At 42.8% G+C, this 25,709-nt stretch carries 17 protein-coding genes and 1 pseudogene; 8 read left to right on the top strand and 10 right to left on the bottom strand.

Annotated features, from left to right (window positions below; translation table 11 throughout):
- Window positions 1-68, top strand: a pseudogene (locus ACTIE0_RS12880) (zinc ribbon domain-containing protein); the annotation flags it as partial.
- 114 nt (window positions 69-182) lie between these two features.
- Here ACTIE0_RS12880 and ACTIE0_RS12875 read toward each other — a convergent pair.
- A complete protein-coding gene (locus tag ACTIE0_RS12875) occupies window positions 183-635 on the bottom strand; it encodes a hypothetical protein (protein WP_006624880.1) in 453 nt (150 codons plus the stop codon).
- A gap of 434 nt (window positions 636-1,069) precedes the next feature.
- Here ACTIE0_RS12875 and ACTIE0_RS12870 point away from each other — a divergent pair, with 434 nt between their 5' ends.
- On the top strand, window positions 1,070-1,879 hold the full coding sequence (locus tag ACTIE0_RS12870) for an SIMPL domain-containing protein (protein WP_006624878.1): 810 nt from the start codon (window positions 1,070-1,072) through the stop codon (window positions 1,877-1,879).
- A gap of 16 nt (window positions 1,880-1,895) precedes the next feature.
- Here ACTIE0_RS12870 and ACTIE0_RS12865 read toward each other — a convergent pair whose 3' ends face one another.
- From ACTIE0_RS12865 to ACTIE0_RS12840, 6 genes are all read right to left on the bottom strand, one after another.
- Complete coding sequence (locus ACTIE0_RS12865; protein ID WP_006624877.1) at window positions 1,896-2,564, bottom strand: HAS-barrel domain-containing protein; 669 nt, start codon at window positions 2,562-2,564, stop codon at window positions 1,896-1,898.
- Between the two features lie 374 nt (window positions 2,565-2,938).
- The gene (locus tag ACTIE0_RS12860) at window positions 2,939-3,235 is read right to left on the bottom strand and encodes a DUF1830 domain-containing protein (protein ID WP_006624876.1); all 297 of its coding nucleotides are present in this window, start codon (window positions 3,233-3,235) and stop codon (window positions 2,939-2,941) included.
- Window positions 3,236-3,389: 154 nt separating this feature from the next.
- Window positions 3,390-5,111, bottom strand: a complete 1,722-nt coding sequence (locus tag ACTIE0_RS12855) for an iron uptake porin (protein ID WP_006624875.1) — start codon at window positions 5,109-5,111, stop codon at window positions 3,390-3,392.
- A gap of 34 nt (window positions 5,112-5,145) precedes the next feature.
- Window positions 5,146-5,583 (bottom strand): DUF4079 domain-containing protein, encoded by a 438-nt coding sequence (locus ACTIE0_RS12850; RefSeq protein WP_006624874.1) that lies wholly within the window; start codon window positions 5,581-5,583, stop codon window positions 5,146-5,148.
- Window positions 5,584-5,596: 13 nt separating this feature from the next.
- Window positions 5,597-9,100 (bottom strand): WD40 domain-containing protein, encoded by a 3,504-nt coding sequence (locus ACTIE0_RS12845; protein ID WP_006668214.1) that lies wholly within the window; start codon window positions 9,098-9,100, stop codon window positions 5,597-5,599.
- 49 nt (window positions 9,101-9,149) lie between these two features.
- Window positions 9,150-10,820: an AAA-like domain-containing protein gene (locus tag ACTIE0_RS12840; protein ID WP_241081019.1), complete on the bottom strand. Its 1,671-nt coding sequence runs from the start codon at window positions 10,818-10,820 to the stop codon at window positions 9,150-9,152.
- A 177-nt stretch (window positions 10,821-10,997) separates the two neighbouring features.
- On the opposite strand from ACTIE0_RS12840, the gene ACTIE0_RS12835 reads away from it, so the two are divergent.
- The 3 genes from ACTIE0_RS12835 to ACTIE0_RS12825 all read left to right on the top strand — a co-directional run bounded on the left by ACTIE0_RS12835 (window position 10,998) and on the right by ACTIE0_RS12825 (window position 18,632).
- A complete protein-coding gene (locus ACTIE0_RS12835; protein WP_235720144.1) occupies window positions 10,998-15,014 on the top strand; it encodes a GAF domain-containing protein in 4,017 nt (1,338 codons plus the stop codon).
- Window positions 15,007-16,143 carry a sensor histidine kinase gene (locus ACTIE0_RS12830; RefSeq protein ID WP_006624870.1) on the top strand — a complete coding sequence of 379 codons (1,137 nt, stop codon included), beginning with the start codon at window positions 15,007-15,009 and terminating at the stop codon, window positions 16,141-16,143. Before ACTIE0_RS12835 ends, ACTIE0_RS12830 begins: the two co-directional genes overlap by 8 nt.
- 530 nt (window positions 16,144-16,673) lie before the next feature.
- Window positions 16,674-18,632 carry a diguanylate cyclase domain-containing protein gene (locus ACTIE0_RS12825; RefSeq protein ID WP_006668209.1) on the top strand — a complete coding sequence of 653 codons (1,959 nt, stop codon included), beginning with the start codon at window positions 16,674-16,676 and terminating at the stop codon, window positions 18,630-18,632.
- On the opposite strand, the gene ACTIE0_RS12820 is transcribed toward ACTIE0_RS12825, so the two are convergent.
- The 3 genes from ACTIE0_RS12820 to ACTIE0_RS12810 all read right to left on the bottom strand — a co-directional run bounded on the left by ACTIE0_RS12820 (window position 18,613) and on the right by ACTIE0_RS12810 (window position 21,782).
- Window positions 18,613-19,707 (bottom strand): tetratricopeptide repeat protein, encoded by a 1,095-nt coding sequence (locus tag ACTIE0_RS12820; protein ID WP_006668208.1) that lies wholly within the window; start codon window positions 19,705-19,707, stop codon window positions 18,613-18,615. The genes ACTIE0_RS12825 and ACTIE0_RS12820 overlap by 20 nt on opposite strands.
- Before the next feature lie 78 nt (window positions 19,708-19,785).
- A complete protein-coding gene (locus tag ACTIE0_RS12815; RefSeq protein WP_006624865.1) occupies window positions 19,786-20,760 on the bottom strand; it encodes a heme o synthase in 975 nt (324 codons plus the stop codon).
- 86 nt (window positions 20,761-20,846) lie between these two features.
- Window positions 20,847-21,782, bottom strand: a complete 936-nt coding sequence (locus tag ACTIE0_RS12810) for a COX15/CtaA family protein (RefSeq protein ID WP_006624864.1) — start codon at window positions 21,780-21,782, stop codon at window positions 20,847-20,849.
- A 114-nt stretch (window positions 21,783-21,896) separates the two neighbouring features.
- Between ACTIE0_RS12810 and ACTIE0_RS12805 the strand changes: the two genes are divergently transcribed.
- From ACTIE0_RS12805 to ACTIE0_RS12795, 3 genes are all read left to right on the top strand, one after another.
- Window positions 21,897-22,934 carry a cytochrome c oxidase subunit II gene (locus ACTIE0_RS12805; protein ID WP_006668207.1) on the top strand — a complete coding sequence of 346 codons (1,038 nt, stop codon included), beginning with the start codon at window positions 21,897-21,899 and terminating at the stop codon, window positions 22,932-22,934.
- A 67-nt stretch (window positions 22,935-23,001) separates the two neighbouring features.
- A complete protein-coding gene (ctaD, locus tag ACTIE0_RS12800) occupies window positions 23,002-24,759 on the top strand; it encodes a cytochrome c oxidase subunit I (RefSeq protein WP_006624862.1) in 1,758 nt (585 codons plus the stop codon).
- Window positions 24,760-24,843: 84 nt separating this feature from the next.
- Window positions 24,844-25,470, top strand: coding sequence for a cytochrome c oxidase subunit 3 (locus ACTIE0_RS12795; protein WP_006624861.1), 627 nt, complete (start codon window positions 24,844-24,846; stop codon window positions 25,468-25,470).
- The last annotated feature ends 239 nt before the right edge of the window (window positions 25,471-25,709 follow it).

Below are 25,709 nucleotides of genomic sequence, written 5' to 3'. Positions count from 1 at the left end.
CTGTTACCTTAACGGGTAATAGTGCTATCGTCGCATTGTCCGGGAACAACCGGAAAAATGTCGCGTAAATGTATCAGTTTCCCCTTCCCCAGTGGAGGGTTACTTAGAAACTGGGTTTCTTTTGTCCCCACCCCTGACCCCTCTCCCCAAGAAAGATAGGGGTTTTAAGTGTCTACCTGTCATTATTCCCTAATCTGAGGAAAGTTAAAGTTGCAATTAAGGATGTTGTCCTGTTTCATGCAGGACTTAATCTGGTATGATGATATGGGGATAAATTCACCATCTAAGACAAAATCATCGGCATTCATTACCACCCCCAAAATTTCCTGAGTTTCCCGCAGACGGATGACTGTATCGTTGGCAAATCCATCATTGTTAAAATCAATGAGTAATTGATAATCTAAGTCCTCTTCTGTTAAGCCACCAGTCAAACCAATTTTATCCCCATGAAACCAATCAAAATCAGTGATAACCGGTGCTTCATTGATATTATGAGTGGCATTTTCGACGCTAATAATAAAGACATTTTGGGGATTTGCTCTAATGTAATCTGCCCAGGCTGGCTTAGAAGCCATTAAACTCAAGGGAGGTAAAACAGTTAGCAGGGCTAGGCTGACTAATTGTGAGATAAGCATCACTCGAATTTGACTCTACAATTAGAATCTACGAGGGTGATTATGTGATTTCTGAATCCTAGGTGATACTATCCCAACTTAGACAGGATTAATAAGATTGGCGGTCTCCTAGAAGTGAAGCCCTAGAATCCTTATTCAGCTAGAGTTACAGGAGATAAAAGACTGATTTTTTTATAGGGATGTAAGAGTAGACGGTTAATAAACTGGTTGATGACATTTGGGTTTTCTCTCATCCGAGCGCATAATGGTCGATGAGAACCTTTGTCGAATTTTGGCGGCTGGGGTTTCACTGGTGATTTGGTGCTACCTAGTGGGCTATGGAAAAGCCATGATAAAGGAAATCCCATGTTTATTGATATGTCCTGAATCAAGAACTGATAGGATGAAACAGATAGACGGTTGCTGAACATCTTGGCTATAGCAGCCTGGAAGTTATGCGATTTTTGGGGTTAGCAAACTTTGACACATTTATCCAGCCTATAATTCAGGGGAGAAATACCATCATGAATACAACCCGCTTATCTCGTAATTCTATCAACCCCTGGGGGGCGATCGCTGCTTTATCCTTGGGTTTGGGGTTTATCAGTCTTCCTTTTGTCCCTCCGGTGGTCGCCCAGGAACAAATGGCGAGAACATTAACGGTCAGTGGTGAAGGTATCGTGACTATTCCCACGACGTTAACTCAGGTACAGCTTGGGGTGGAAGTTCAAGGGAGAACAGCCCAAGAGGTTCAGCAAGAAGCGGCTAGACGTACATCAGCGGTGGTAGAATTACTGCGATCGCGCAATGTTGAAAAGTTGGAAACGGCGGGAATTCGCCTCAACCCCAACTATAACCATCGCAATAACCAACGAGAGTTAATCGGCTATAGCGCGACCAATAGCGTGACGTTTCGCCTCAAAACGGAGGAGGTTGGGAACTTACTTGATCAGGCGGTAAATGCTGGCGCTACTCGCATTGATGGTATTAGTTTTGTGGCTGCTGATGCTGATCTGACTGCCGCCCACAAACAAGCCCTACAGTTGGCGACTCAACAAGCCCAGCAACAGGCTGATACTGTGTTAGATACCTTGAACTTGAACCGCCGGGAAATTGTCAATATTCAGATCAATCATATCAGCAGCCCTGTTCCTAGACCGATGATGCGATCGGACGCTTTAGCCAGCGCCCCAGAGGCTTCAACCCCTGTTATTGGAGGGGAACAAGAGGTTAGGGCTTCGGTGACATTACAAATTCGATATTAAATTAATTCTCATACTATTAGGGGTGAATTTGTTTTAAAATCATTCGCAGGCGATCGTAATCATCTTTGAGCAGGACACTAATAGACCGTCCGGCTTCAATTAACCAACTGCGATCGCAATTTCGCTTATGATATATTTCCCGGATAGTTGCTGCCACTAAAGAGTCTACCGGGGCATTCATCACTTGTAGTAAGCTGGCTAAAAAATCCAGGCTTTCGCTAAAATAAACTATGTCCTCCGACTCACACCGATACACAGCTTGATGAATTTGGGGAGGTCGGGGGGGGATATATTGGTAAATCTGTCCCCGTTGTGGTGTGGAACCATTTAGCCCCCCGGAGGTTTTCTCAAAGCCGACAATAGCAGCCTTAAATTCTGTTTTCAACATGGCGAAAATTTGGGGCTGCTGTTCCCGCAATTCTTCCAGGGATAAGCCTAAAGCCCTGGCTCTATGTACGGAGTCAATGGGGCTGGTGGTGGCGTGGTAAACTACGCCATAGACGCGATTATTGGACTCCTCATCAATTGCTGTTACCCAACTACCAAAGGGGGGCATTACTGGAAAACTGAGGTCTTCTGGTTCTAAACACTGGGCTAAAAATTCGGAGGTTGATGTTTCTATCACCTCGGCAAAGTGGTTATGGTGACGGTTGTTGATCTCAAACTGAGGAAAGGGAAGACGCATATTTAATAATTAATAATTAATAATTAATAATTAATAATTGGTTAGAAACCCGGTTTCTCAAAGAAACCGGGTCTCTTGAACTGTGGGGGAGAAACTCGGCTATAGAGAGGATAATGGCGCATCATTCACGAATATATCCACAAAATATCTCTTTTGTCAATAGGGTGACAATGGGACATGGCTGGGGACACTAAAACTCGTGCATCGACATTATGAATAATTAATCATTAATAATTAATAATTAATAATTGGTTAGAAACCGGGTTTCTTGAACTTTGGGGGAGAGAGGGCGGGTTTGGTAATAATGTGACTAACTGCGGAGGCGCGCCCCTACGTTGGTACCGCACCCGTCAACACTGCTGGCTTATGGATTATTAACCGCAGCCAAGGACTAAATGGGGTTCTGCTATTTGATTTTCTTTGGTGGCTAAATCTATACAGGGGACTACTTGTGCGAGGTTTGGCTTTACGCGATCGCCTCGATAAATCTCAAGTTTCGCTTCGGTAACTGCTTCAAAAAGTAAGCGTTCTCCGGGAAAGAGAATGTGTTCAAAGTACCATCCGGGGATATTAGAAATTCGGATAATTTCTAATTTAGTGGTGGCATTTTGATAGTAGCACAAAATGATGTCGGAATAGGTTGGGGGTATGGCATCAAAAATTGGGGACATTGGATAAACCTGGTGTAATTCAGAGACGAATAGGCGAGCTACGATTAGGCTAGGTGGTAAGTGTTAAGATATTGTGAATTTTCCCATAATTGATAAAATTGATCAAGGCAGTTTTAGATGTGAGGCAGTGGTTAAGGGGTCTAGCGGATGGGTACTAGAATGTAAAGGTAGTTCTGATCGTGCCAATTACGAGGTCTTGATGTCGATCGCTTTGATTAGGATTAGTAATCAAAATGATACCTGGAGTAATGGAAAGATAATCATTTAACTGATAACGATAAAACCCCTCCAAATGCCAGGATGAGTCAGTGGGAAGGGTACGCCCCAACCTTCCTGAAGCATCAAGATTAGCCAGATATGGTTCCCGACCAATGATCACGCCGCCTAAACTGCCTTCATGGAATAAATCAGGTAATGCCACAGTGATAGCATAGTTCCAAATTTGCCCATCAGCGACACCACGAGCCCTAGCGGCGGTATATCCTCCCCAACCTCCGAGGATAACTTGAGGGTGAACACGCCAAGATAATTGTAGGCCATAAGAATGACTAGAAACGCCTGTGGCGACCCCTAGGGGGTTAAGTCCGTTGGTTAATCCCAGCAGGGAATTAGCTATGCCAGTACCAGTGTAGCCGTTAAAGGCATTGCGGTTAACTTCTCCGGTGGTGCGATTAAAAACGGGGCCATTGTTCTGACCATTATCAAAGCCAAAGTTTCCGGGGGTAAAGTAACTATGGTTATAAGTTAGGGCAAATTGTAGGTTATCTGTGGGGGTAACAGTCAATTGTGCCAGAATGGAAAAATCGCCGTTAAATAAGCCTTGTGATGGTTGTGAATTGGTGGCGGTGGGGGTGAGATATCCGACAGATAGGGATGTGGGACCGAAGATGCTGGTTAAACTGTGATCGCGAAATTCATAATTGATACCAATTCCAGCGCCTCCCCCGAGTCGGTAGATGGGGTTACGTTGACCAAAGGCGCTTAAACTGCCTTTTCCGCCGTCGTAGTCATCAATATAGGGGTTGAGGGTAGGAACAAAATCATCCCAGGTAACTCCTTTGGCGGCGAGGATGAAATAAAGACGATCGCTGACGGGAAATTGATAGAATAGGCGTTCTAGCTGAACTTGATTTTCTGTATCACCGACAATGTTAAAGGTTTGGGTTCCCTCCCCGATAACTCCTCGGTTAAAGCTGGAGGCGTTACCACTTTGTAGGCGGGTCAATAACAAATCTCGTCCGGTAAAACTGGTGTTAAAGTCGAGACGAATGCGATTTTGGAATACGGTTTGATCGGTTCCGGTGTCTTCTCCAAAAGCATCAGTTAGGGCGAAAATTGCCTCCCCTCGCAGTTGAGTAGTGAGGGAAAACTGATTATTCTCGATTTGGTCGAGACGGGTATCTATGCGGCGAATGTCCTGTCGTAATAGGCTTAATTCGGCGGCAAATTCTTCCTGGAGACGTTTAACGGCGAGTAATTCTCCTTGGGTCATACGATCGCTAGTTTCGGCGGCGATGATTTCTGAAATGCGATCGAGACAAGTATTGACTCCGGCCGCAAATTCATAGCGACTTAAGGCCCTATTTCCGCGAAAGGTTCCGTCGGGATAACCTGCTATACAGCCAAATCTTTCTACTAGAGATTGTAAGGCTTGAAAAGCCCAGTCTGTGGGTTGAACGTCGCTAAGTTGGGAAACGGAGGTAACTTGAGATTGTTGGGGCTTTTTTTTGCCTTCCTGGCTGTAACGTTGGAGTTGTTCCCAGGTGTCTGAGGTGGGGAGGTCTGGGTTGGCGATCGCTGTTGATGGTAATATTGTCGCCATGATCTGGAGAACCATCATAGAAAACCACAGGTGTTTAAAACTGTTGCCGTTCATGATTAAGTCAGATTAAGTTTTCGGGCAGGTTAAATTAGGGCAGATATTTTTGAACGACGACCCAACCGCTGAGGGAGACGATCGCAAAACTAAAGAATAGAATAACATTGATGGTAATGTGAAGCGATCGCGCCCAAGATTTTTCTGGGTTAATTTGGTGGGCACTCCAGGCCGAAAGCAAGACTAAAGCCACGACGGTCAAACCAGCCGGAAGATGTACAGAGTGTCCTAGGTTCCCATAGTGACCAATAGTTCCGATGATGCCCACAGCTAACAATAATAGAACTAAAACCACCATAATCATGCCGATCGCATAATGAAGGGGTCGCAACCACAGAGGACGGGAAGCGTTTTGCTGGCTACAGGTGAACATCCAACCCCCTGTCATTGCTAAGATCAGATAAGCGGTGATGGAAAGACCCATAGACCAGGCGGCGATTTTCCATAACCACAAAAAGGAAGGCAGATCCATAGTTATCGTTTCCCTAAAATTCACAAAGACGGCGATCGCTTTTTTCTAACTTCTTGTTGGTGCGTAAATAATCCCCTATCCAACCACAGGCATATTCTAGGGGATTGAGACCTAAAATCTTGTCAATTTGCCATAATGTGATAGTGCCATTACCCCCCCCATTAGCCAGAATTTGGTCATCGGGGCTAAATTCTACGGTTCTGACCATGCCACAGTTTCCCCCCAAATGAACTAAGCTATCACCATAGCGACTCCAGACCCTGACGGTTTGATCGTCACTAGCAGAAGCCAGGTATTGTCCATTATTGCTAAAGGCTACTTGAACCACTGTACCCTGATGACCGGATAGGGTCTGGTAAAGGTTATAGGTTTGTGTGGTGGGGTTCCACAGCCATAATTTGACGGTGCGATCGCGACTTCCAGAGGCGATCAGATCACCATCAGGGCTAAACAACACAGACCAGACCCCATCTTGATGGCTATTTAACCGAGAATGGTATCTACCATCTAAACCCCAGAGTTTGACGCTATTATCATGGGAACTAGACACCATCATCTCACCATCGGAACGAATATCAACCCCCCAAACCGCCCCGATATGTCCCCTAAAAACCTGGACAATATCGCCATATTCGTCCCACATTTTTAGGGTATTATCCCAACTCGCTGTCACCAGTTTCTGGCTATCTGGGGTAAATTGCAGCCCCCAAACACTGGCTTGATGGTCGGTGAGGGTACGGTGGACTGAATTTGATGCCAAGTTCCATAGTTTCACACTACCATCATGGGAACTGGAGGCTAACCATTTACCATTAGGACTAAAGGCGAGTTGGTTGACTCTGGTGATATGACCTGTCAAGGTGGCTAGGGGGTTTCCCATGAAGTCCCATAACTTGATGGTTTGGTCACTAGAAGCAGAAGCCATGACCCCAGAGGTGGCATTAAACACAATATCCCAAATTTCTCCCTCATGAGCCTGAAAGTTGGTCATCAGGGGATGATCGATTTTCCACAGTCGTAAAGTCCGATCCCAAGACCCAGAAACTAGGGTTTGGCTATCGGGACTAAAGGAGACAGCATCAACTTCGCCTTCGTGACCGCGAAATACTTCCCGGGGATAGTAAAGTTGATCTATGGGACTTTTTTTCCACAATCGCACGGTTTGGTCACGACTCCCAGAGGCGATCAATTTGCCGTCGGGACTAAAGGCAATATCCCAAACTTCATCATCATGGCTTTCGATGCTTTGCCGGATTTCTCCCTGGGTATTGGTGATTTTTATGGTGCGATCGCGACTAGCTGAAACTAAGTGATCAGAGTCGGGACTAAAGGCGATCGCCATCACTTCTCTTTGATGATTTGGCAGGCTTTTTAACAGGGAACCATCGGAGTTAAAAAGTTCGATAATTCCTGATTCTCCACCAAGGGCGATCATTTCACCATTAGGACTATAGGCGATCGCCCGCCGTGGGATTCCATCATTGCTAAGGGTGGTGAGTAATTCTCCGTTGATTTTCCACAGTTTGGCACTACCATCAAGACTAACTGAGGCGATCAATTCACCATCAAAACTAAAGACGACGGACATCACGGGTTGTTGATGTGCATTCCAGGAATATTCGAGGGTGGGGGGAGTTTGCTTAACATTCCAAACTTGCACATTTCCATCCCGGACACCAACCGCTATTAGGTGATTATCCGGGCTGAAATTAATGGCGATCGTTTCATCTTCAAAGCTGCTTATATTAGCCAAAAGTTCACCATCTGGCTGCCACAGTTTCACCGTTTTATCCTGACCCACAGAAGCAATTAATCTGCCATCAGGACTGAAACTAATATTATAAATGGAACCCCTATGTCCTGAAAAGCGGTTAAACTCTTGAATACTATAAGCCGTTTGTGATAGCACAGACTCAACTTTTGCCTGGATTTCTGCATTAGACCACCACAGCTTATTCAGAGATTTTTTGGCTTTAATTGCTTGTAAAAGTGCCTCTAAAGGACGGTTGAGGGCGAGGAAGGCTTCCGAGGATTGCGTGAGGGCTTGAATTTCGCTAAGTTTCGCTTGTCGATATTGCCAAAATGTCGCCAAACCTAGAATTAATGTAATCGCAAAACCTGCACTAACTGCCCCTAACAGTAATCTTTGCAGTCGGGATGTTTTCTGCTGGGATACCAGTTGCAATTCGATGGTTTTGGCGCGCTCGGCTTCTAGGGCTTTTTTGATTTCTAAAGCATCTAATTCTGTGGAAGCTGACAAAAATTGGTAGTCGTCATCACTGAGGCTTTTATGATGAGACCAATGTTGGGCTTCCTGTAAAGCCTGACCTCTTAATAAACGAGAAACATCGGTTTTTCCTGATTTTATCCAGGCTTCAAATGCTTGAGAATACGGCCTTAACACCATTAATTGCTCTCGCACCCATTCACGATTAAAGATAGCTTGATATATGCGGTTTTTGACTCGGATATTGCCCTGTTCTTCTAGGACTAATCCTGATAACAATAGTTCTATTTGTTCTCGACTATCATCAGCCTTGATATGATGATTATCTAATACCTGTTGATAGATACTCAGTAAGCGTCCGACAAATCGCTGATTATAGAGGATACGATTACGAATAGTTCGCAGATGTTCCGGTTCGTCTTGAGATTCCCAACGGTCGATAATGTACCGATAGACAATAGACTCGACCCAAAATCCCTCTAATCCTTTTAAGATGTCCTGGGCTTCGTTTTGGGGGACTATATTCATCATTAATTTACATATTTTTTGGGTGAGAAATGGTTGTCCGTCTGTCCATTTGATAATTTCTCTAATTAGGGTTTTTCCACAACCAAATTTAGCCTCTAAACCTTCGGCTAAAGGTTCGGCTTCTTCTGGGGTAAATCCTGACAGTTTTATGGCTGTACCAATATTAAAAGGGGTGCGAGTGCGATCGCGAATTAAATCCCCCGGAGTTGCTACTCCTAACAACGCAAATGTCAGGCGATTATATTCGGGGTTAGTCGCCCTTTGATTATAGCAAAAGCGAATAAATGCAAAGAAATCATCGGTGGGAAAATTCAGGCTTAATAAATTGTCGATTTCATCAATAAAAATCACTATTTTTTGACAGGAAATATTTGCTAAAACTCCCTGGTCAATAAACTGTTCTAGGCGCTGAACTAACGATAAATCATCATGGTCTTTCCACCATTGTTTATAATCAAATTGATTTCTTAATTTCAAACTCAGCCACAGGTTGACAATAACTCCCTTATACCATTGTTGAGGGTTGATAATTTCCCCCCCTACTTGAGTCATATCTAAGCTGATACAGATAATTTCATCTTGTTGTAAGCGGTGCATAGTCCGCACCATTAAAGATGATTTACCCATCTGGCGCGCATTAAAAATATAACAAAATTCCCCCCCTTTTAAAGCCTGATAAAGTTGATAATCTGAATCTCGCTCTACATAACTAATATGATGTGTGGGTAAACTTCCACCAACTTGATAAATAGATGTATTCATACTACAAAGCCAGGGAGAACCTGGAAAGTCTGGTGATCGGGAATGGTGACTAAAGGGTGATAGTTAGATCCTTAGCAGTTATGCGATCGCGTCCTTGATTTTTGGATTGATATAGTGCTTCATCAGCCGCTTGCATTAAGTAAAAGTGGTTGATGTGGGTTTGGGGAATTATACTAGCTACTCCCATACTCAGGGTAATAATTTTATCCGCACATAAGGAATTTTTATGCACTATATTCAAGAGTTTAATATTTTGGCCAATGGTTTTGGCTAAATTTACAGCCAGCGTTGAGGTGGTTTCTGGTAAAATAATCGCTAATTCTTCCCCCCCATAACGCGCTACTATATCCGTGGAACGATGAAGACTAGATTGGAGAACTTTCGCGACTTTTTGCAAGCACTTATCCCCCGCAATATGTCCATAAGTATCATTATACAGCTTAAAGCAGTCAATATCACACAAAATTATCGAAATAACTTCCCCTGTATAACTATGTTTTTGCCATTGTTTTTCTAAATAGGAAAACAGAAAACGACGATTGGAGACTTGGGTTAAATCATCTATATTGGCGAGTTTCTCAAGTTCCTGATTCATGGCTTCTAATTGATGCAGGCGAGAATATTCATTAAATATTCCCTGTTCATACAAGTATTTAAAATACTGGCGATAGAGTTGACAACTGGCGATCGCTTGATTTCCTTCTAGCCTGACTAACCCCAAACTCTCCAATTTATAAGCTGCAATGGGTTCGACTATTATCCCGTCATTAGACATCACAATCAACTGTAAAATTTGTAATAGTTCTGCTTGGTCTTTAAGAATCGCTAATTGTTCGCACAAATGTTGATGATAAATCCCCCCTTGAGTATAGGCTTCGCTGATAATTTTTTGGAGGCGATCGCTTATGCTTTTTTTATCATTATCTGGGGTGACTACCAGATGATATAAAGCTAACCTAACTAAGTAGGGATGACCTCCCACCATATCCATTAATGACGTGACTAAATTGCCATCAGTATCCTCTATCCCATGACGTTTAGCTAAATCTTTCACCTGTTCTTGTGTGAAAAATGGCAGTCGGATCGGGAGTCCTACATTAAAGGGAGATTGATTTAATTTTAGGGGAATATAAACCTCCGTTGAATGTACCATAACTAATCGCAATTTTTGCATTTCTTCCGATTGCTTGGCTTCCTCATGCCAGGAGCGCAACATCGGCAAAAACTCCCCCGCCACTTGGGGATACTCAAACAGATAGTTAACTTCATTAATGGTTATAATCAGAGGTGAGTCGATTAAATTTAGCAAGTATTTTAGATAAATTGTACAGCTAACTTTACTGCCGATATCTTCATCCCAATAGTCATCTAACCTAGATGGTAAATTTAGGAAATGACCGACATTAGCACAAAACCACCGCAAAAAACGTTTCAGATCTGATAAAATTGAGGCTTCAGTTTGTCTTAAATCTAAGTTGACTATATAATAATTATTCTGTTTACCATAAGACAAGATTCTTTGCAACAGAGAACTTTTACCCATTTTCCTAGGCGCACGAATACGGATCACACTTCCCGGTTTCTGTATTTCTCGGTAGGCTAGTTCTTCAATAGACGGGTGATCAATATAAAAGGGTGAATTCAGGGGTACAGGATCATTAGGGTACTCAAATTCCATATCTAAAATAGGTAAGGCTTTGCCGTTCATAGTAATTATCATAATATATACTAAGGTGTTGATCATGTATAAACAGTTTGACCCCCAAAATCTGGGTGACATCAGAAACCATATATTGGTATAAATACTGGTACAATGGTAATTATCCATAACTCTGGGGTGAATTGGGGTTCGCAGATCTTTCCTGTCAACTATTACTCAAGAGAAGCTGAGAATGTTATGAACTACGGATCCTTTAATATTCTCCTGGTAACAAATGATCCTGTTTACGAAGGCCAACTCCGACAGTTGCTAAAATTTATGCGATCGCTTTCTGTTAAATTAGAGCGATACTCCCCCGCCTTGGAGTCCTTAGAGTATAATTTCCCTGAATATCATCTTTATATTATCGATTATACTACATATTCCCTCCCAGATTGGATTCATCGGGTACTACCTATCCCAGTTATTGCCTTAGTTGACAACTCAGAGGCGGGTCTAGCTGCTTTGAATATGGGTGCTACAGATTATCTGCCCAAAAATCGACTTATTCTTGAGGAAATAGAGCGATCGCTAAGATTAAGTTTAGCTTTAGGTAAAGCCCATAATCCCCCAATTGACTGCTCCGCAGAAAATTGTAATATTACCCATTTATATCACAACCCAAAATTCATAAAAACCATAATTAATAGTTTTCCAAAATTGATATATATTTATGATGTCAAAAGCTTGAAAAATATTTATGTAAATCAACAATTAATTAAGATACTTGGTTTGACACCAGAAGATTTACACAATTTGGGCGATCGCTTTTATTGGGAGCAGATCCACCCCGATGATTTACCTATATTAGAAACCATATTAGAGCAAGTTTCAGCCTTATCAGAGGGTGAAGTTTTAGATATTGAATACCGCCTACGCCATAAAAATGGCTCCTATCGCTGGCTGCGATCGCAAGAAGTGCCATTTACCAAAGATGCCAATGGTCTGGCTGTACAAGTCTTAGGAACCGCCCAAGATATTACTTCCCACAAACTCATAGAATCCCAACTGCAAGAAAGCGAAGCTCGTTTACAAATAATTTTTAATAGTATTTCTGACAGTATTTTAATGGTAGATTGCCAAGGGATAATTCATGCGGTTAATCCCGCCGGATTAAATTTATTTGGGCGCACTTCAGAAGAGTTAATTAACCACCATTTGGGATTACCAATAACCGTGGGAAATGTAGCAGAATTAGGAATTATTAACCCCAAACGGGGACTGGTCATGGTAGAAATGACTGTGGCTGAAACTGAGTGGTTACAACGACCGTTTTATGTAGTTTGTTTTCGGGATATTACAGAGCGATGTAAAACCCAAGAAGCTCTACAGGAAAGTGAAGAGAGATTTAGCCAAGTAGTTAATCATATTCAAGATGTTTTCTGGCTGACCAGTCCTAGGGGAGACAAGTTGTTTTATATCAGTCCAGCCTACGAAAAAATTTGGGGTCGTAGTTGTCAGAGTGTTTATGATGATCCTGGCTCCTGGTTAGAAGCAGTACATCCTGATGATTTACAGTCGGTAATCGTCAATTTTTCCGACCAAGAATATGCTCAATCTAGCTTTATAGAATATCGCATATTTAGACCTAATGGTGATGTTTTGTGGATTTGCGATCGGGCTTTCCCTATTAAGAATGAGCGCGGTGATGTGGTTAGAGTTGCTCGCATTGCTGAAGATATTACTAACCGGAAAAAAACCGAAGAACACCTACGCCAACAGGCGGAAAGAGAGCATCTTCTTTATCAACTAACCCTCCATATTAGTCAATCTCTCAATCTTGATGATATTCTGCAAAATACAGTTAATGAGTTGCGTCACTTACTTAACTTAGATCGGGTGTTGATTCTCCGCTGTCATGACCAAAACTTAGCCACTGTTACCCATGAATCAATTGTGCCAGGAATTGAGACAATTCGGGGCTGTAAATATCAGGATTATTTGTATAATCATGGTCAACAAGATAGCCAAAAAGAACCATTAATTATCTATGATGATGATGCTAATCTTAGAGCCTTTTATCCGCAGCATTATTCCTTTAATCTGCAAGCAAAATCTCGGATTTCTGTACCAATTTATCAGGGAGATAATTTATGGGGTCTGTTAATTGTCCATCATGTAGCACGTCTGCGAAACTGGGCAAATTGGGAAATTCAGCTTCTTAAACAATTGGCAACCCAATTGGCGATCGCTATTTACCAAGCCGAACTTTATCATCAGTTACAAGTAGAATTAAATGACCGAACTCAAGCCGAGGAAGCCTTGCGAGAAAGCCTAGTCAGGGAAATGGCAATTACCCAACTCATTCAACAGATTAGTCAAACCTTAGAACTAGATCGGATTTTTGACAATACTACCAAAGATGTACAACAAATTTTACAATGTGATAGCGTCGTGATTCATCAATTCAATAACCCTGACAATTACTACCACCATTTATTATTACCAGATTTGCGAATTATATCCGCGAAAAAGAACCAAGAAACTCCCCATATTAAACTGGTAGTAAAGCATCTTAGATCCGGTCAAGTGGTCATGGCTGATAGTCACCAAGATAGCAGCATTTCAGCCAGTCAGATTAAACTATTAAAAACTCTCAATATTCACGCATATTTAGGAGTTCCTGTCTATGTAGGCGACACCCTATGGGGTATGTTAGCCACTTACCAAAAACAACCCCGTAAATGGCTCCACCATGAAGTAAAATTACTCACCCAAATTGCTCGACAGTTAGGAGTTGCTATCTACCAAGCCGAACTATTTACCCAACTTCAACAAGCCAAAGAAGCCGCCGACACCGCCAACCGCGCCAAAAGCGAATTTTTAGCTAATATGAGTCATGAACTGCGTACTCCTCTCAATGCTATTCTGGGTTTTACCCAACTTTTGGGGCAAAATTCTGGTCTGACTTCCCAACAACAAGACTATCTACAAATTATCCAACAATCAGGAAAATATCTATTATCCCTAATTAATGAAGTCCTGGATTTATCCAAAATAGAAGCGGGAACAGTAACCTTAAATCCCACCAATTTTAACCTGAGAACTTTGCTAGAACGGATTAATACCATGCTCCAAATTAAGGCAAGTTCTAAGAATTTAGTTCTGGATATACAGTTAGATCAAGATATTCCGGATTATGTCAAAACTGATGAATCAAAACTTCGGCAAGTTTTGGTCAATTTACTAGATAATGCTATCAAGTTTACCGATGCTGGTTATGTCACCCTGCGCGGATCATTTGTTAGCTCTGTTAGCCAACTTTATTTTGAGGTAGAAGATACCGGACCTGGTATTACTCCCGACGAACAAGAACGCTTATTTCAACCATTTGTACAAACCGATGTGGGTCGCAGACATCAACAAGGTACTGGTCTGGGTTTAGCAATTTCTCAGCAATATGTTAATTTAATGGGGGGCAAAATTACCATTGTTAGTGTGGTAGATGGTGGGGCAAAATTTATGTTTAATCTCCCCGTTGAAGTGATTAACTCCGAAAATATTGACCTCGAATATCTCCCAGAAGAAGAATTAACTATCGATGATATTAGCTGCATTAATCTCGCTCCTAATCAACCAAATTATCGGATTTTATTGGTAGAAGATAATTTTAACCATCGCCAACTATTAGTTAATATTTTAACTCCCTTGGGTTTTCAAATACAAGAAGCAGAAAATGGTCAACAGGCTTTGGATTTATGGCAACTGTGGTATCCACACCTAATTTTAATGGATATGAGAATGCCAGTGATGGACGGTTATCAAGCTACCCAACAGATTAGACAAACTCCACAGGGTCAGTCTACCATCATTATTGCCATTACCGCTCATGCTTTTGAGTCAGAGCGATCGTCAATTCTGGCGACAGGCTGTAATGACTTAATTCATAAACCTTTTAATATTAAAACCCTTCTTGATTGCATTAGTGTCAATCTTGGGGTAAACTATATTTATGCAAAATCTATCTCTAACTCTCGTTCCTCAACTCAGTTAGGGCCTCCTCGCTTAACTACAAAGGATATTGCTATTTTAGACCATCAATGGATTCAACAGTTCTATCGAGCAGCTATGGCAGCTAGGGAGTCTCAACTTAGGGATTTAATTGCTGAAATTCCTCCAGATAATACGGTAATTATTCAAGCTTTAACTTGGTATGTTAATCATCTTTACTTTGACCAAATTATTGATTTAATGGAGCCATATACCCATGAATAATGTAGCAGTTAATCAAAATAAAGGAGATATTTTAATTGTCGATGATAAACCCGAAAATTTACAGTTTTTATTTACCATGTTAACTGAAAATGGTTATGATGTTCGGCGGGTTATTAACGGTAAACAAGCCATAAATGTAGCTTTATTTGACCCCCCAGATTTGATTTTACTGGATATCATGATGCCTAATTTAAACGGCTATGAGGTTTGTAAAATCCTTAAAGAACAACCCGAAACTCAGGATATTCCTATCATTTTTTTAAGTGCGCTTAAAGATGTATCAGAAAAGGTGAAAGGCTTTAATGTGGGAGGGGTTGATTATATTTCTAAGCCTTTTGAATTACTGGAAATTTTGGCTAGGGTTGAAAATCAACTTACTATTGTGCGCCAAAAGCGACAACTAGCCGAACAAAATGCACGCCTAGAACAACTAAATCAACAACTACTCAGATCTAATCAGGAACTTGAACAATTTGCTTCTGTGGTATCCCATGACCTACAGCAACCTCTGACTAGCTTAAAGGCTTTTGCTCAATTACTCCAGATTGAATGTCATGATGAATTGAGAGAAAAACCTAGAGAATATGTTAATCATATTATTAATGCGTCAATTCGGATGCAAACGATGATTCAAGATTTATTGATTTATTGTGGTTGTGATACACATTCTCCTAATTTAGAATTAATTGATTGCAACCAATTATTAGCCCAGATACTGATAGATTTAAGATTGGAAATCGATAAAAACAATGCGACTATTCAATATGATAATTTTCCCAAAATAAAAGCTAATCATATTCATCTAACAGAAGTATTCCAAAATCTCATTAGTAATGCCATTAAATATCGTTCTGATGATTTAGCACCATCAATCAATATCTCCTGTCAAGAAACTGACACTAACTGGATATTTTGTTGTGCTGATAATGGTATTGGTATTGAATCGAAAGATTTTGAGAATATCTTTAAAATCTTTACCCGTCTACATACATTCAAAAAGTATCCCGGTACAGGTATCGGTTTATCCATTTGTAAAAAAATCATTGAAAGCTATGGGGGCAAAATTTGGCTAGAGTCCAACCCCGGAGTCGGCACACAGTTTTACTTTACTTTCCCCAAATTTAAATAAATAGTTGCATTTTGTTAAGACCATTGGGTGATTGCAACTACCCTATTGACAGCCCCACACAGCCTATGCCAGTATTGAAATGTTAAATGACTTCGGTTTAATAGCCACCACAAACAATCTCAAATGTTTATTAAGAAATTGGCTTTTTCTAACATTTTTTGCTAATAAAAATTGCCTAATACTTGATAGCGCTACAAGGAATGTGCCGCAAGTGGGCCGAATCTCTGACAGCTTTTTCGATCAATATCTGTATCTAGCCGTCCTCTCTGTCTTACTTACTTATCTATTTTTCAAATTCTGGGATGTGACACTGTAATAATGCTATCGATTTTGGGAATACTATATATATTATGGATTGTCAAATTTATCAAAAGCCAAAGGTGTTTGTTTGAAACCCATTTCTTTTGTGTTGAGTAAACTGCCAACAATTTGACCAAAAATCTGGGTTGATAGACATCGCCATTTAAGTTTTTCCGCGATACTCAAAATCTGGATTTTGGCTAATTATTAGATTTTGAGTAGGGTGACTTATGAATCAGTTAATGGAAGACCGAAGTAAAATCCTATGGATTGCCGGAAATGTGGGAAATGATAATCATAGTTTACCACAAAGTATCTTGCAAAATAATGGATATGAAGTTCATCTGGTTATAGGATTAAAACCAGCTTATAATGCCATTCAATCATGGCCATTCAATTTAATTCTGTTAGACAGTAAATTACATGATGGAGATAGCTATGAGTTATGTAATTGGCTAAAATCGAAAGCAAAATTTCAAAAAATACCAGTTATTATCATGGAAAGCAGGGGTGATTTGTTGAATAAGCATACGGTTTTTGATGTGGGTGCGGCGGATTATCTCACCCAACCTTTCCATGAACAAGAAATGCTGAAACGCATAGGATATCAAATTACTCTACAGCGTCAGAAACACCAAATCAAAGAACAGGATTTAGGTTTAAATTTTGAAAGTCATAAATCGGAAATAGCGAAGTTAGCTTTAGAAAAACAAAGGGCTTTACTAAGGATGGTAATTGATGCTAATCCCAATCTGATTTTTATTAAAGATTGGGATGGAAGGTTTACTTTGGCTAATCGTGCCACGGCGAATTTATATGAAACTACTGTAGATAATATGATGGGCAAAACCCATTCAGACTTGAATCATAAGCAGTATAAAAATGATTATATTTTGGCAAGCGATCGCGAAATTATGACTTCTGGTAAACCGCGACTAATTGCCGCGGAACCCGTCAGGTTAAATAATGGAGAAGTTCGTTGGTTTCAGGCCAACAAAATACCGTTAATTGGTAATGATGGTCAAACCCCATATTTATTGGTAGTTTCCACAGATATCACGGAACGTCAGGAAGCAGAACAAGAACTATGGAGTCATGCGGAACGGGAAAGAATGTTAAGGGCAATTGTCCAAAGCCTTCATGAATGTATAGATTTAGAACAAGTTTTAGAATGTACTGTTAATCAAATTCGGGAATTTCTAGTGAGCGATCGCGCTTTAATTTATCGTCTAGAAAATGATGGCAATTATCGGGTAGTTATGGAGTCAGTATCCCCCCCTTGGAAACCCTTGTTAGGGACGACAATTAACTACTCTGGGTTATCGGAAGTTATCACGGAGATGGCTGCTGCTAATTATCTGAAAATCTGGTCTATATCTAATGTTGATAAAGCCAATATTCCCATTAATTTACGGAATGAATTAGACGAGTTGCAAGTGAAGTCTAAGCTAATTTTACCGATTATTCATCGCCACCCAGATTTGCGGTCACAGGAAACTGAATACCCCAATTGTTTATGGGGTTTACTGGTCATTCATCAGTGCGATAATACCCGAGGTTGGCAACCGGAGGAAATCGAAGCGTTGCGGTCTATTGCTACTCCCATTGCTGTAGCTATTCAACAGGGAGAATTACACGCGAAATTGCAAACAGTTAATCAAGAATTGGAACGCCTAGCCAGCCTAGACGGATTAACCGGAGTGGCGAATCGGCGACAGTTCGATCTGCACTTAAAAAGGGAATGGCAAAGGTTATTAAGGGAAACTGCACCCATATCTGTGATTATGTGTGATGTAGACTTTTTTAAAGCCTATAATGACACCTACGGCCACCAGATGGGGGATGAATGCCTTAAACAAATTGCGAAAATCTTAGAAAATTGTGCCCAACGTTCTACGGATCTTGCTAGTCGCTATGGCGGGGAAGAATTTGTGATAGTATTACCTAATACTGGGATTAAGGGAGCATTACAGGTAGCTGATAAAATTCAACATCAGATCAGAGCCCTAGAAATTGAACATCAGAAATCGGAGGTTTCCGGCTATGTGACTCTCTCGTTGGGGGTTGCTTGTCAAGTCCCCAATCACGATCGCAGTCCAGAATCATTAATTAAACTAGCTGATGCTGCGCTTTATGAAGCGAAAAGTAAAGGCCGTAATTGCATAATTGCTAATGCTGAGACCATTTAAGAAAAAGCAAGCCACTATAAAGCTGAAAGGCTGGGTCCCAGGGAGTCTCGGACTGTCGTTCTAAATCGATATAAGATTTAATCCTACTGAGAAGTTGTGTATAATCCAAGACGGTTTCAGCAAAAGCGGTAAATTCTGACGAGACTGGTATATTGTCCAGGTTTTGATTAAACCTATCTAATAAACTATTCCACTGAAGACGTGAAGTTTGTTTATTTTCGGCTGTTGACAACTGAATACCCTGATGAAAATCTAATGTGACATCACAAAACCTGATAATGGAATGACGACCTGGTAAATGCAGATCATGGATTTTGGCATAGTCCTGGGTAACTTCCTTGTGGCGAAAGCGATCGCCTCTACTGCGGCGAGGATCATAATCCATAGTTTCGGCAAATAAAGGTAATAAACCTTCGACACGGTGGCTAACTTCGGACCAATTCAAATTTAACATTCCCAGGCGATCGCTTTCATCCAAACAAACCACCCCCAATTGTGGATACAGAGATTGCACATAACAGACCCGAAAAACGTGCAATTTTTCCAGGTCAGTTAAAGACACCCAAAACACGGGAATATTAGCCGATCGCATTTCTTGACCATACACCCCCAACTCTCCCATTTCTCCAGTCTTATAAAGTCGCCATCCTTTACTTTGTAACTGCATCCGAGCGCTATAGGCATCAGTTTTGAGAATCCGTGCCAAAGTTTTGGCAGCCTCTGGCTTATCTTCTGGCGCAATAGGTTCTAATATCAAAACTCCCGGTTCACAATTGCGGGGATTAGTCTTAGCATCTGCGATCGCATTTTGGCGGCGTTGTTGTTCAATAGCTTCTAACCGCTTGACCCCCTGACGCGCCTGGTCAATAACTTTAGGATTGGTGGTAGTTTTCAGTAATTTTCGATAAACCTTTTCAGCGGACGCTAATTTATCGGTCGCCTCATACCAGCGTCCGATATAAAACTGTACCCAGGGATTTTGGGGCGATTCCTTTTGTAATTTTTTAAGTAATTTCGCCGCCTCTCGATAGTCTTGACTCTCCAAGGCGGCGACGACTTGATCAATTTCTTTCATATCAGGACAAAAACCCCTACCCCCGGTCAGGTCGGGAATAGGGGAATGAATCAATTGTCAACGGTCAACGGTGAACTGTCAACTATTAACTCCCATCCAAGTTTGCCAAGTGTGCGCGACAGCCATAGTCATCTCATGGGTAGCAGGGAGACTATCAACCACCATACCCGCACAGAGTAGCATCAGATACAGAATAGAATACTTGAATAGCGATCGCGCCACATCACGGTTATGGGGAGTTTGGAGTAATTCCCAGGCTTTCTGGAGAAAAACTGCCCCCAACCCCAAAGCGATCGCCCCATAAACCCAGCCACTGGTATGGAGGGGATAAACCAATAACAGACTGGTAGGAATCAAAACCAGACTATAAATCCAAATTTGTTGTGCTGTGAGTTCATCTCCCTCAATAACTGGCAGCATAGGGACACCGACATCCTGGTATTCATCGCGGATCATAATAGCCAAGGCCCAAAAATGGGGAGGAGTCCATAAAAAGATAATCACAAACAGCAACCAGGCGGCCCAACTCAAATCTCCGGTAACTGCTGCCCATCCTACCAGGGGAGGGATAGCCCCGGCTGCGCCGCCAATGACAATATTTTGGGTACTGTGGCGCTTCAGCCAGTGGGTGTAAATTGCCACATAGAAGACAATACCGGACATAGCCAATAAAGCAGCCAGGAGGTTAGCAAAAACAGTTAGGAGGGTAAAAGAAGCAATCGCTAAAGCGATCGCAAAAATCATGGCATCGCGAGGCTTAACCCGTCCCGAAGGAATAGGCCGCCAGCGGGTACGTTCCATAATATAGTCAATATCACTGTCGTAAAGACAGTTAATGGTATTAGCAGCCCCAGAAGCTAAGGTTCCCCCCACCATAGTCACCAACAGCAGCAGAGGATCAACTTCCCCTTCTGCAGCCAACCACATTCCCGCCGCCGTTGTAATCAGCAATAACAAAATAATTCGAGGTTTAGTAAGTTGATAGTAGCTTTTCAGCACTTGTAGCGGGTTATTGTGGTGTCGAGATGAGTTAGTCTGAATAATCTCTTGCATGGATCAATTGGTTATGAGTAGTTAATCAGAACACCGAGCCCATATTTCCGGGATAATGGCCCTAGTCCTTGGTCAATTAAATCGAGTTATATCCCCAAAAATCGGCGATTTTCCTGGGGAGACACTTGGCGATCGCGGCATCCCAAAACAGTGAGAGCGACTAAAATGCCTAATAGTATAGCTCCCATGCCCTGATGGGCGATCGTGAGAGGTTCAACCTGTAAATGTAGCTTAAAGGTTGCCACACCTAACAAAATTTGTGCAATCACACAAAGACCCGCCCCTAATGCCAATCGTCGTATCATCGGATTAAGGGCAGAAGTACGCCTAGCTAAAGTCACCACAAAAAGAGTCATCAAAGTAGGCGGGACTACTCCCAGGATATGACCATTCATCACCCCGCACAGTTGAGAAGCACCAAAACACTGATGCAAAGCCCACTGAGAAGCGACCAAGCCACCTAAGAGGCTTTGGAGATATACCAGGACAGCAGCAGCCAGACTCACCCAGGGCAAATATCCAGCATTACCAGTTCCCTGATAAGGCATCAGAGTAAAAGCGATCGCCATTAGGGTCGAGAAAAATAATAACGCAGTTCCCAGATGAGCCGTAACGATATCAAACCGCAATAGTTCAGTCACAGTCAAACCACCGAGAACCCCCTGAAACACCACCAGAAACAGGGCGAAAGTAGAAGCCCAAGGCATCCAGCCCGGAAGATGTTGTCGATGCCACCAGGATAAACCCACTAAGTAGGTTGTACCCAAACCAATTAGGCCGGCATCGAGTCGGTGAAACCATTCTAAGAAAACTTGCAAATTCATCTGAGCCGTAGGAACCAGTTGACCATAACACAAAGGCCAATCCGGGCAAGCCAATCCGGCATTCATCACCCTAGTAGCACTACCAACAGCCATCAGTAGCCAAGTAGCGATACATAGCTTCCACACCAGGCGGCGAATTTTTTCTTGAGGAAGTTGTTGGGTTGAGATTTGGTCAGTCTGATAGACAGTATTGGTCATGAGTCTCACACCTAGTCAATGGCATAATTTTGACTTATCTGCCCCAACTGTGCAACTTTCACTCTCCGCCGCCCTGGGTCATCTGTGCAGTTTGGTCAATTGCTGTAAGATAGGATGGCGATAGAACTTTTACAGCAGGGGGTTTTCGTGAACATTCCTAGCTCAATCTGGACTTTGTTAGTCGGGATTGCCATTACTCTGATTAGCCTCTGGTATGGTCAGAACCATGACTTATTACCTGTAGCAGCTTCTCCCGAAGCAGCAGAGGTCGATCAACTTTTTGATTTGATGATGACCATTGCCTTTGGTTTGGTGCTATTAGTTGAGGGGGCTTTAGTCGTCTCCTTAATTCGGTTCCGTCGCCGTCCCGGAGACAATACCGACGGCCCCCCTATTCATGGCAATATTCCCCTAGAAATTGTGTGGACGGCAATTCCAGCAGTTATCGTTTTGGGGATCGGAATTTATAGTTTCGACATATATAACCAAATGGGGGGACTAGACCCTATGGCATCGGGTTCCCATTCCATGGCGGATCACGCTAAGATGTCGGGAGCAGCGATCGCCGCTTCTTTATATGATGCAGAAGATATCACCCCAGGAGGTCAGCAAATCTCCCTAGGGATTGGTGCATCTCCCTCACGAATAGGCTCACCTGCCGATATAACTATTGATGTTAATGGTCTTCAATATGCCTGGATCTTTAACTATCAAAATCAAGGGGTAATTTCCGGCGAACTTCATGTAGCCGCTGGTCAGGAAGTGCAATTAAACATCAGCGCCCAAGATGTGATTCACGCCTTATGGGTTCCTGAACTCCGCCTTAAACAAGACGCTATCCCCGGACGCACAACCGAACTGAGGTTTACAGCCAACCAAGTCGGAACCTATAATGTAGTTTGTGCCGAACTCTGTGGCGGTTATCACGGAGCCATGCGGACAGCAATGGTAGTTCATACCCCCGAAGAATTTGAAGCCTGGGTAGCAGAAAATAGCTTTGCTAACAACCCAGACCAACAACCCACCGTAGCCACTAATCCCAGGGATATGTCCGAGGGTGAATTTCTCGCCCCTTATGTGGCACAAATGGGGATTGAGCAGCATAATGCGATCGCACAGTTGCGACATCACCATGGGGTTGTCGGACTTTAGCGCCCAAATCTCATCATTTCCTGAACACATAGCCCCAACTCAGGTTAACCCTTTCACTGTTTGATATATGGCTCAAGCACAAATAAACATCACAGGCGACTCAGCCATGAGTAACCAAGAGGGAGAACGTCGCCCTCTGGACTTTTTCGGCTTCAGCACCGACCATAAAGTGATCGGGATTCAATATCTGGTCACCTCCTTTATCTTTTATCTAATTGGCGGGTTTATGGCTGGTATAGTCCGCACCGAACTAGCCACCCCCGACCCGGATCTGGTCGATCCAGAAATGTATAACAGTCTATTCACCGTCCACGGAACGATCATGATCTTCCTGTGGATCGTCCCGGCGGGGGCAGGATTTGCCAATTATCTAATTCCGCTGATGATTGGAGCCAGGGATATGGCTTTTCCGAAACTTAACGCCGTCGCCTTCTGGCTAATTCCCCCCGGCGGACTGCTATTATTAGCCAGTTTCCTCATCGAAGCGCCCCAAGCGGGTTGGACCTCCTATCCTCCCCTCAGTTTAGTGACAGGTAAAGTCGGCGAAGAAATTTGGATTCTCAGTATTTTGCTATTGGGAACCTCATCAATTTTAGGAGCCGTCAACTTCTCCGTCACCATCTTTAAAATGCGTATACCCACCATGGGGCTAAATGATATGCCCCTTATGTGTTGGGCAATGATAGCAGCTTCCGCCCTGATTTTACTCTCCACCCCCGTCCTCGCCGCCGCCTTGATTTTGCTCTCCTTTGACCTATTGGCGGGAACCAATTTCTTTAACCCCACCGGAGGCGGCGACCCTGTGGTTTACCAGCACTTATTTTGGTTTTACTCACACCCGGCGGTTTACATCATGATTCTGCCCTTTTTTGGGCTGATCTCCGATATTCTCCCCGTTCATGCGCGTAAGCCGATTTTTGGTTATCAGGCGATCGCCTATTCTAGTCTCGCCATTAGTTTCCTCGGCTTAATTGTCTGGGCGCACCATATGTTCACCAGCGGGACTCCCGGTTGGCTGCGGATGTTCTTTATGATCACCACCATGATCATCGCCGTTCCCACCGGAATTAAAGTCTTTGGTTGGCTGGCCACCATTTGGGGAGGCAAACTCCGCCTCAATAGCGCCATGTTGTTCGCCATGGGTTTTATTGCTACCTTTGTCATTGGTGGCGTAACAGGAGTCATGGTCGCTTCCGTACCCTTTGATATCCACGTCCACGACACCTACTTTATCGTGGCCCACTTTCACTATGTCTTATTTGGCGGCGCAGTATTTGGTATTTTTGCCGGAATTTACCACTGGTTCCCCAAAATGACCGGGCGCATGATGAATGAAAATTGGGGTATTGTTCACTTTGTGCTGACCTTAATTGGCGCTAACATGACCTTTATGCCCATGCACATTTTGGGACTGCAAGGAATGCCCCGTCGGGTTGCCATGTATGACCCCCGATTTACAGAACTCAATGTGGTTTGTACCATTGGTACTTACATTCTGGCGGTTTCTACTTTTCCCTTTATCATCAATGCCGTTTGGAGTTGGCTAAAAGGTCCCAAAGCACCCGGAAACCCCTGGGATGCTTTAACCCTGGAATGGATGACCTCTTCTCCTCCCCCCATTGAGAATTTCCACACCACCCCAGTATTGAGAACTGGACCCTACGACTATGGTATGAAGAAAACCTTGTCAATTCGTGCGCGTCTCAAAGAAATGGCTAGTGGTGTACCCCCCCGCAATAAAGAAATCGGGGTTCCCGTTTCCGAGGCGCAGTCTTCATCATTACTAGGAGATATCCAGGATTCTGATTCTGACAATCATCCCTAGAAATTCCTAATTTAAGCGGTCGGACTTCCTCTCAAGTTCGGCCGTGATTAGCAGTTTGTATTACACAACTTGGATTAGAATTTCATGCAATTTACATCAGTTGACAAGTCCCAAACTACTACCAACTTAGCTACAGAGGCGATCGCTTCTTCAGGGCAGCACCATGAGGAACACCCAGATCATCGTATTCTAGGGGTCGTCGTTTTCCTAGTCGCAGAAAGCATGATCTTTCTAGGGATGTTTTCTGCTTATTTAATTTATCGCGCCATGTCCGCACAGTGGCCCCCAGAAGGCATTGAACGGGAACTACTCTTACCCGGAATTAATACCCTCATCCTGATTTCTAGTAGCTTTGTCATGAATCGCGGCAACAAAGCCATTAAAAACGATGACCAAGCCGGTTTACGGGTCTGGTTCGCCGCCACTGCTATCATGGGCGCTATCTTTTTGGCTGGTCAGGTTTATGAATACAGTAACTTAGAGTTTGGGTTAACTACTAACCTTTACGCCAGTTGCTTTTATGTGTTAACTGCCTTTCACGGTTTGCACGTAACTTTCGGCGTTCTCCTCATTAGTGGCGTGTTGGTACGTTCCGCCAAAGATGGACACTACACCAAAGATTCCCACTTTGGCCCCGAAGCCGCAGAACTATATTGGCACTTTGTTGATGTCATCTGGATTATTCTGTTTATCCTGCTTTATTTGCTGTGAGCCTATAGCACAGTTAATGTATTTTGTCAACCCCCATTACAGGGTTTTTTTTAATTATTGGATCTCACCTAGCGCGATTTTCGTCGTTTTAGTTAAGATAGGGCTGAAGCTGGAGCTTAATTTAATCGCAGATTAGTTGAACCAATTAGGGCGATGCGCTACAATACCAAGTATGGGTGCGAGACCTTCGGGTATGAAATAGAGCTGAAATGGGCGAAATAACTACCCGGTGAGGACTT

Origin of the sequence: Limnospira sp., assembly GCF_051859755.1 — a bacterium.
Lineage (GTDB): Bacteria > Cyanobacteriota > Cyanobacteriia > Cyanobacteriales > Microcoleaceae > Limnospira > Limnospira fusiformis.
This window is presented reverse-complemented; position numbering and strand designations above follow the sequence as displayed.

What these genes read in the sequence shown, in the direction of transcription:
- ACTIE0_RS12830 (WP_006624870.1), top strand. Translation starts at nt 15,007, where the DNA reads ATGAATAATGTAGCAGTTAATCAAAATAAAGGAGATATTTTAATTGTC.
- ACTIE0_RS12815 (WP_006624865.1), bottom strand. Translation starts at nt 20,760, where the DNA reads ATGCAAGAGATTATTCAGACTAACTCATCTCGACACCACAATAACCCG.
- ACTIE0_RS12875 (WP_006624880.1), bottom strand. Translation starts at nt 635, where the DNA reads ATGCTTATCTCACAATTAGTCAGCCTAGCCCTGCTAACTGTTTTACCT.
- ACTIE0_RS12845 (WP_006668214.1), bottom strand. Translation starts at nt 9,100, where the DNA reads ATGAATACATCTATTTATCAAGTTGGTGGAAGTTTACCCACACATCAT.
- ACTIE0_RS12820 (WP_006668208.1), bottom strand. Translation starts at nt 19,707, where the DNA reads ATGAAAGAAATTGATCAAGTCGTCGCCGCCTTGGAGAGTCAAGACTAT.
- ACTIE0_RS12795 (WP_006624861.1), top strand. Translation starts at nt 24,844, where the DNA reads ATGCAATTTACATCAGTTGACAAGTCCCAAACTACTACCAACTTAGCT.
- ACTIE0_RS12835 (WP_235720144.1), top strand. Translation starts at nt 10,998, where the DNA reads ATGAACTACGGATCCTTTAATATTCTCCTGGTAACAAATGATCCTGTT.
- ACTIE0_RS12865 (WP_006624877.1), bottom strand. Translation starts at nt 2,564, where the DNA reads ATGCGTCTTCCCTTTCCTCAGTTTGAGATCAACAACCGTCACCATAAC.
- ACTIE0_RS12855 (WP_006624875.1), bottom strand. Translation starts at nt 5,111, where the DNA reads ATGAACGGCAACAGTTTTAAACACCTGTGGTTTTCTATGATGGTTCTC.
- ACTIE0_RS12840 (WP_241081019.1), bottom strand. Translation starts at nt 10,820, where the DNA reads ATGATAATTACTATGAACGGCAAAGCCTTACCTATTTTAGATATGGAA.
- ACTIE0_RS12810 (WP_006624864.1), bottom strand. Translation starts at nt 21,782, where the DNA reads ATGACCAATACTGTCTATCAGACTGACCAAATCTCAACCCAACAACTT.
- ctaD (WP_006624862.1), top strand. Translation starts at nt 23,002, where the DNA reads ATGGCTCAAGCACAAATAAACATCACAGGCGACTCAGCCATGAGTAAC.
- ACTIE0_RS12825 (WP_006668209.1), top strand. Translation starts at nt 16,674, where the DNA reads ATGAATCAGTTAATGGAAGACCGAAGTAAAATCCTATGGATTGCCGGA.
- ACTIE0_RS12860 (WP_006624876.1), bottom strand. Translation starts at nt 3,235, where the DNA reads ATGTCCCCAATTTTTGATGCCATACCCCCAACCTATTCCGACATCATT.
- ACTIE0_RS12870 (WP_006624878.1), top strand. Translation starts at nt 1,070, where the DNA reads ATGCGATTTTTGGGGTTAGCAAACTTTGACACATTTATCCAGCCTATA.
- ACTIE0_RS12805 (WP_006668207.1), top strand. Translation starts at nt 21,897, where the DNA reads ATGGCGATAGAACTTTTACAGCAGGGGGTTTTCGTGAACATTCCTAGC.
- ACTIE0_RS12850 (WP_006624874.1), bottom strand. Translation starts at nt 5,583, where the DNA reads ATGGATCTGCCTTCCTTTTTGTGGTTATGGAAAATCGCCGCCTGGTCT.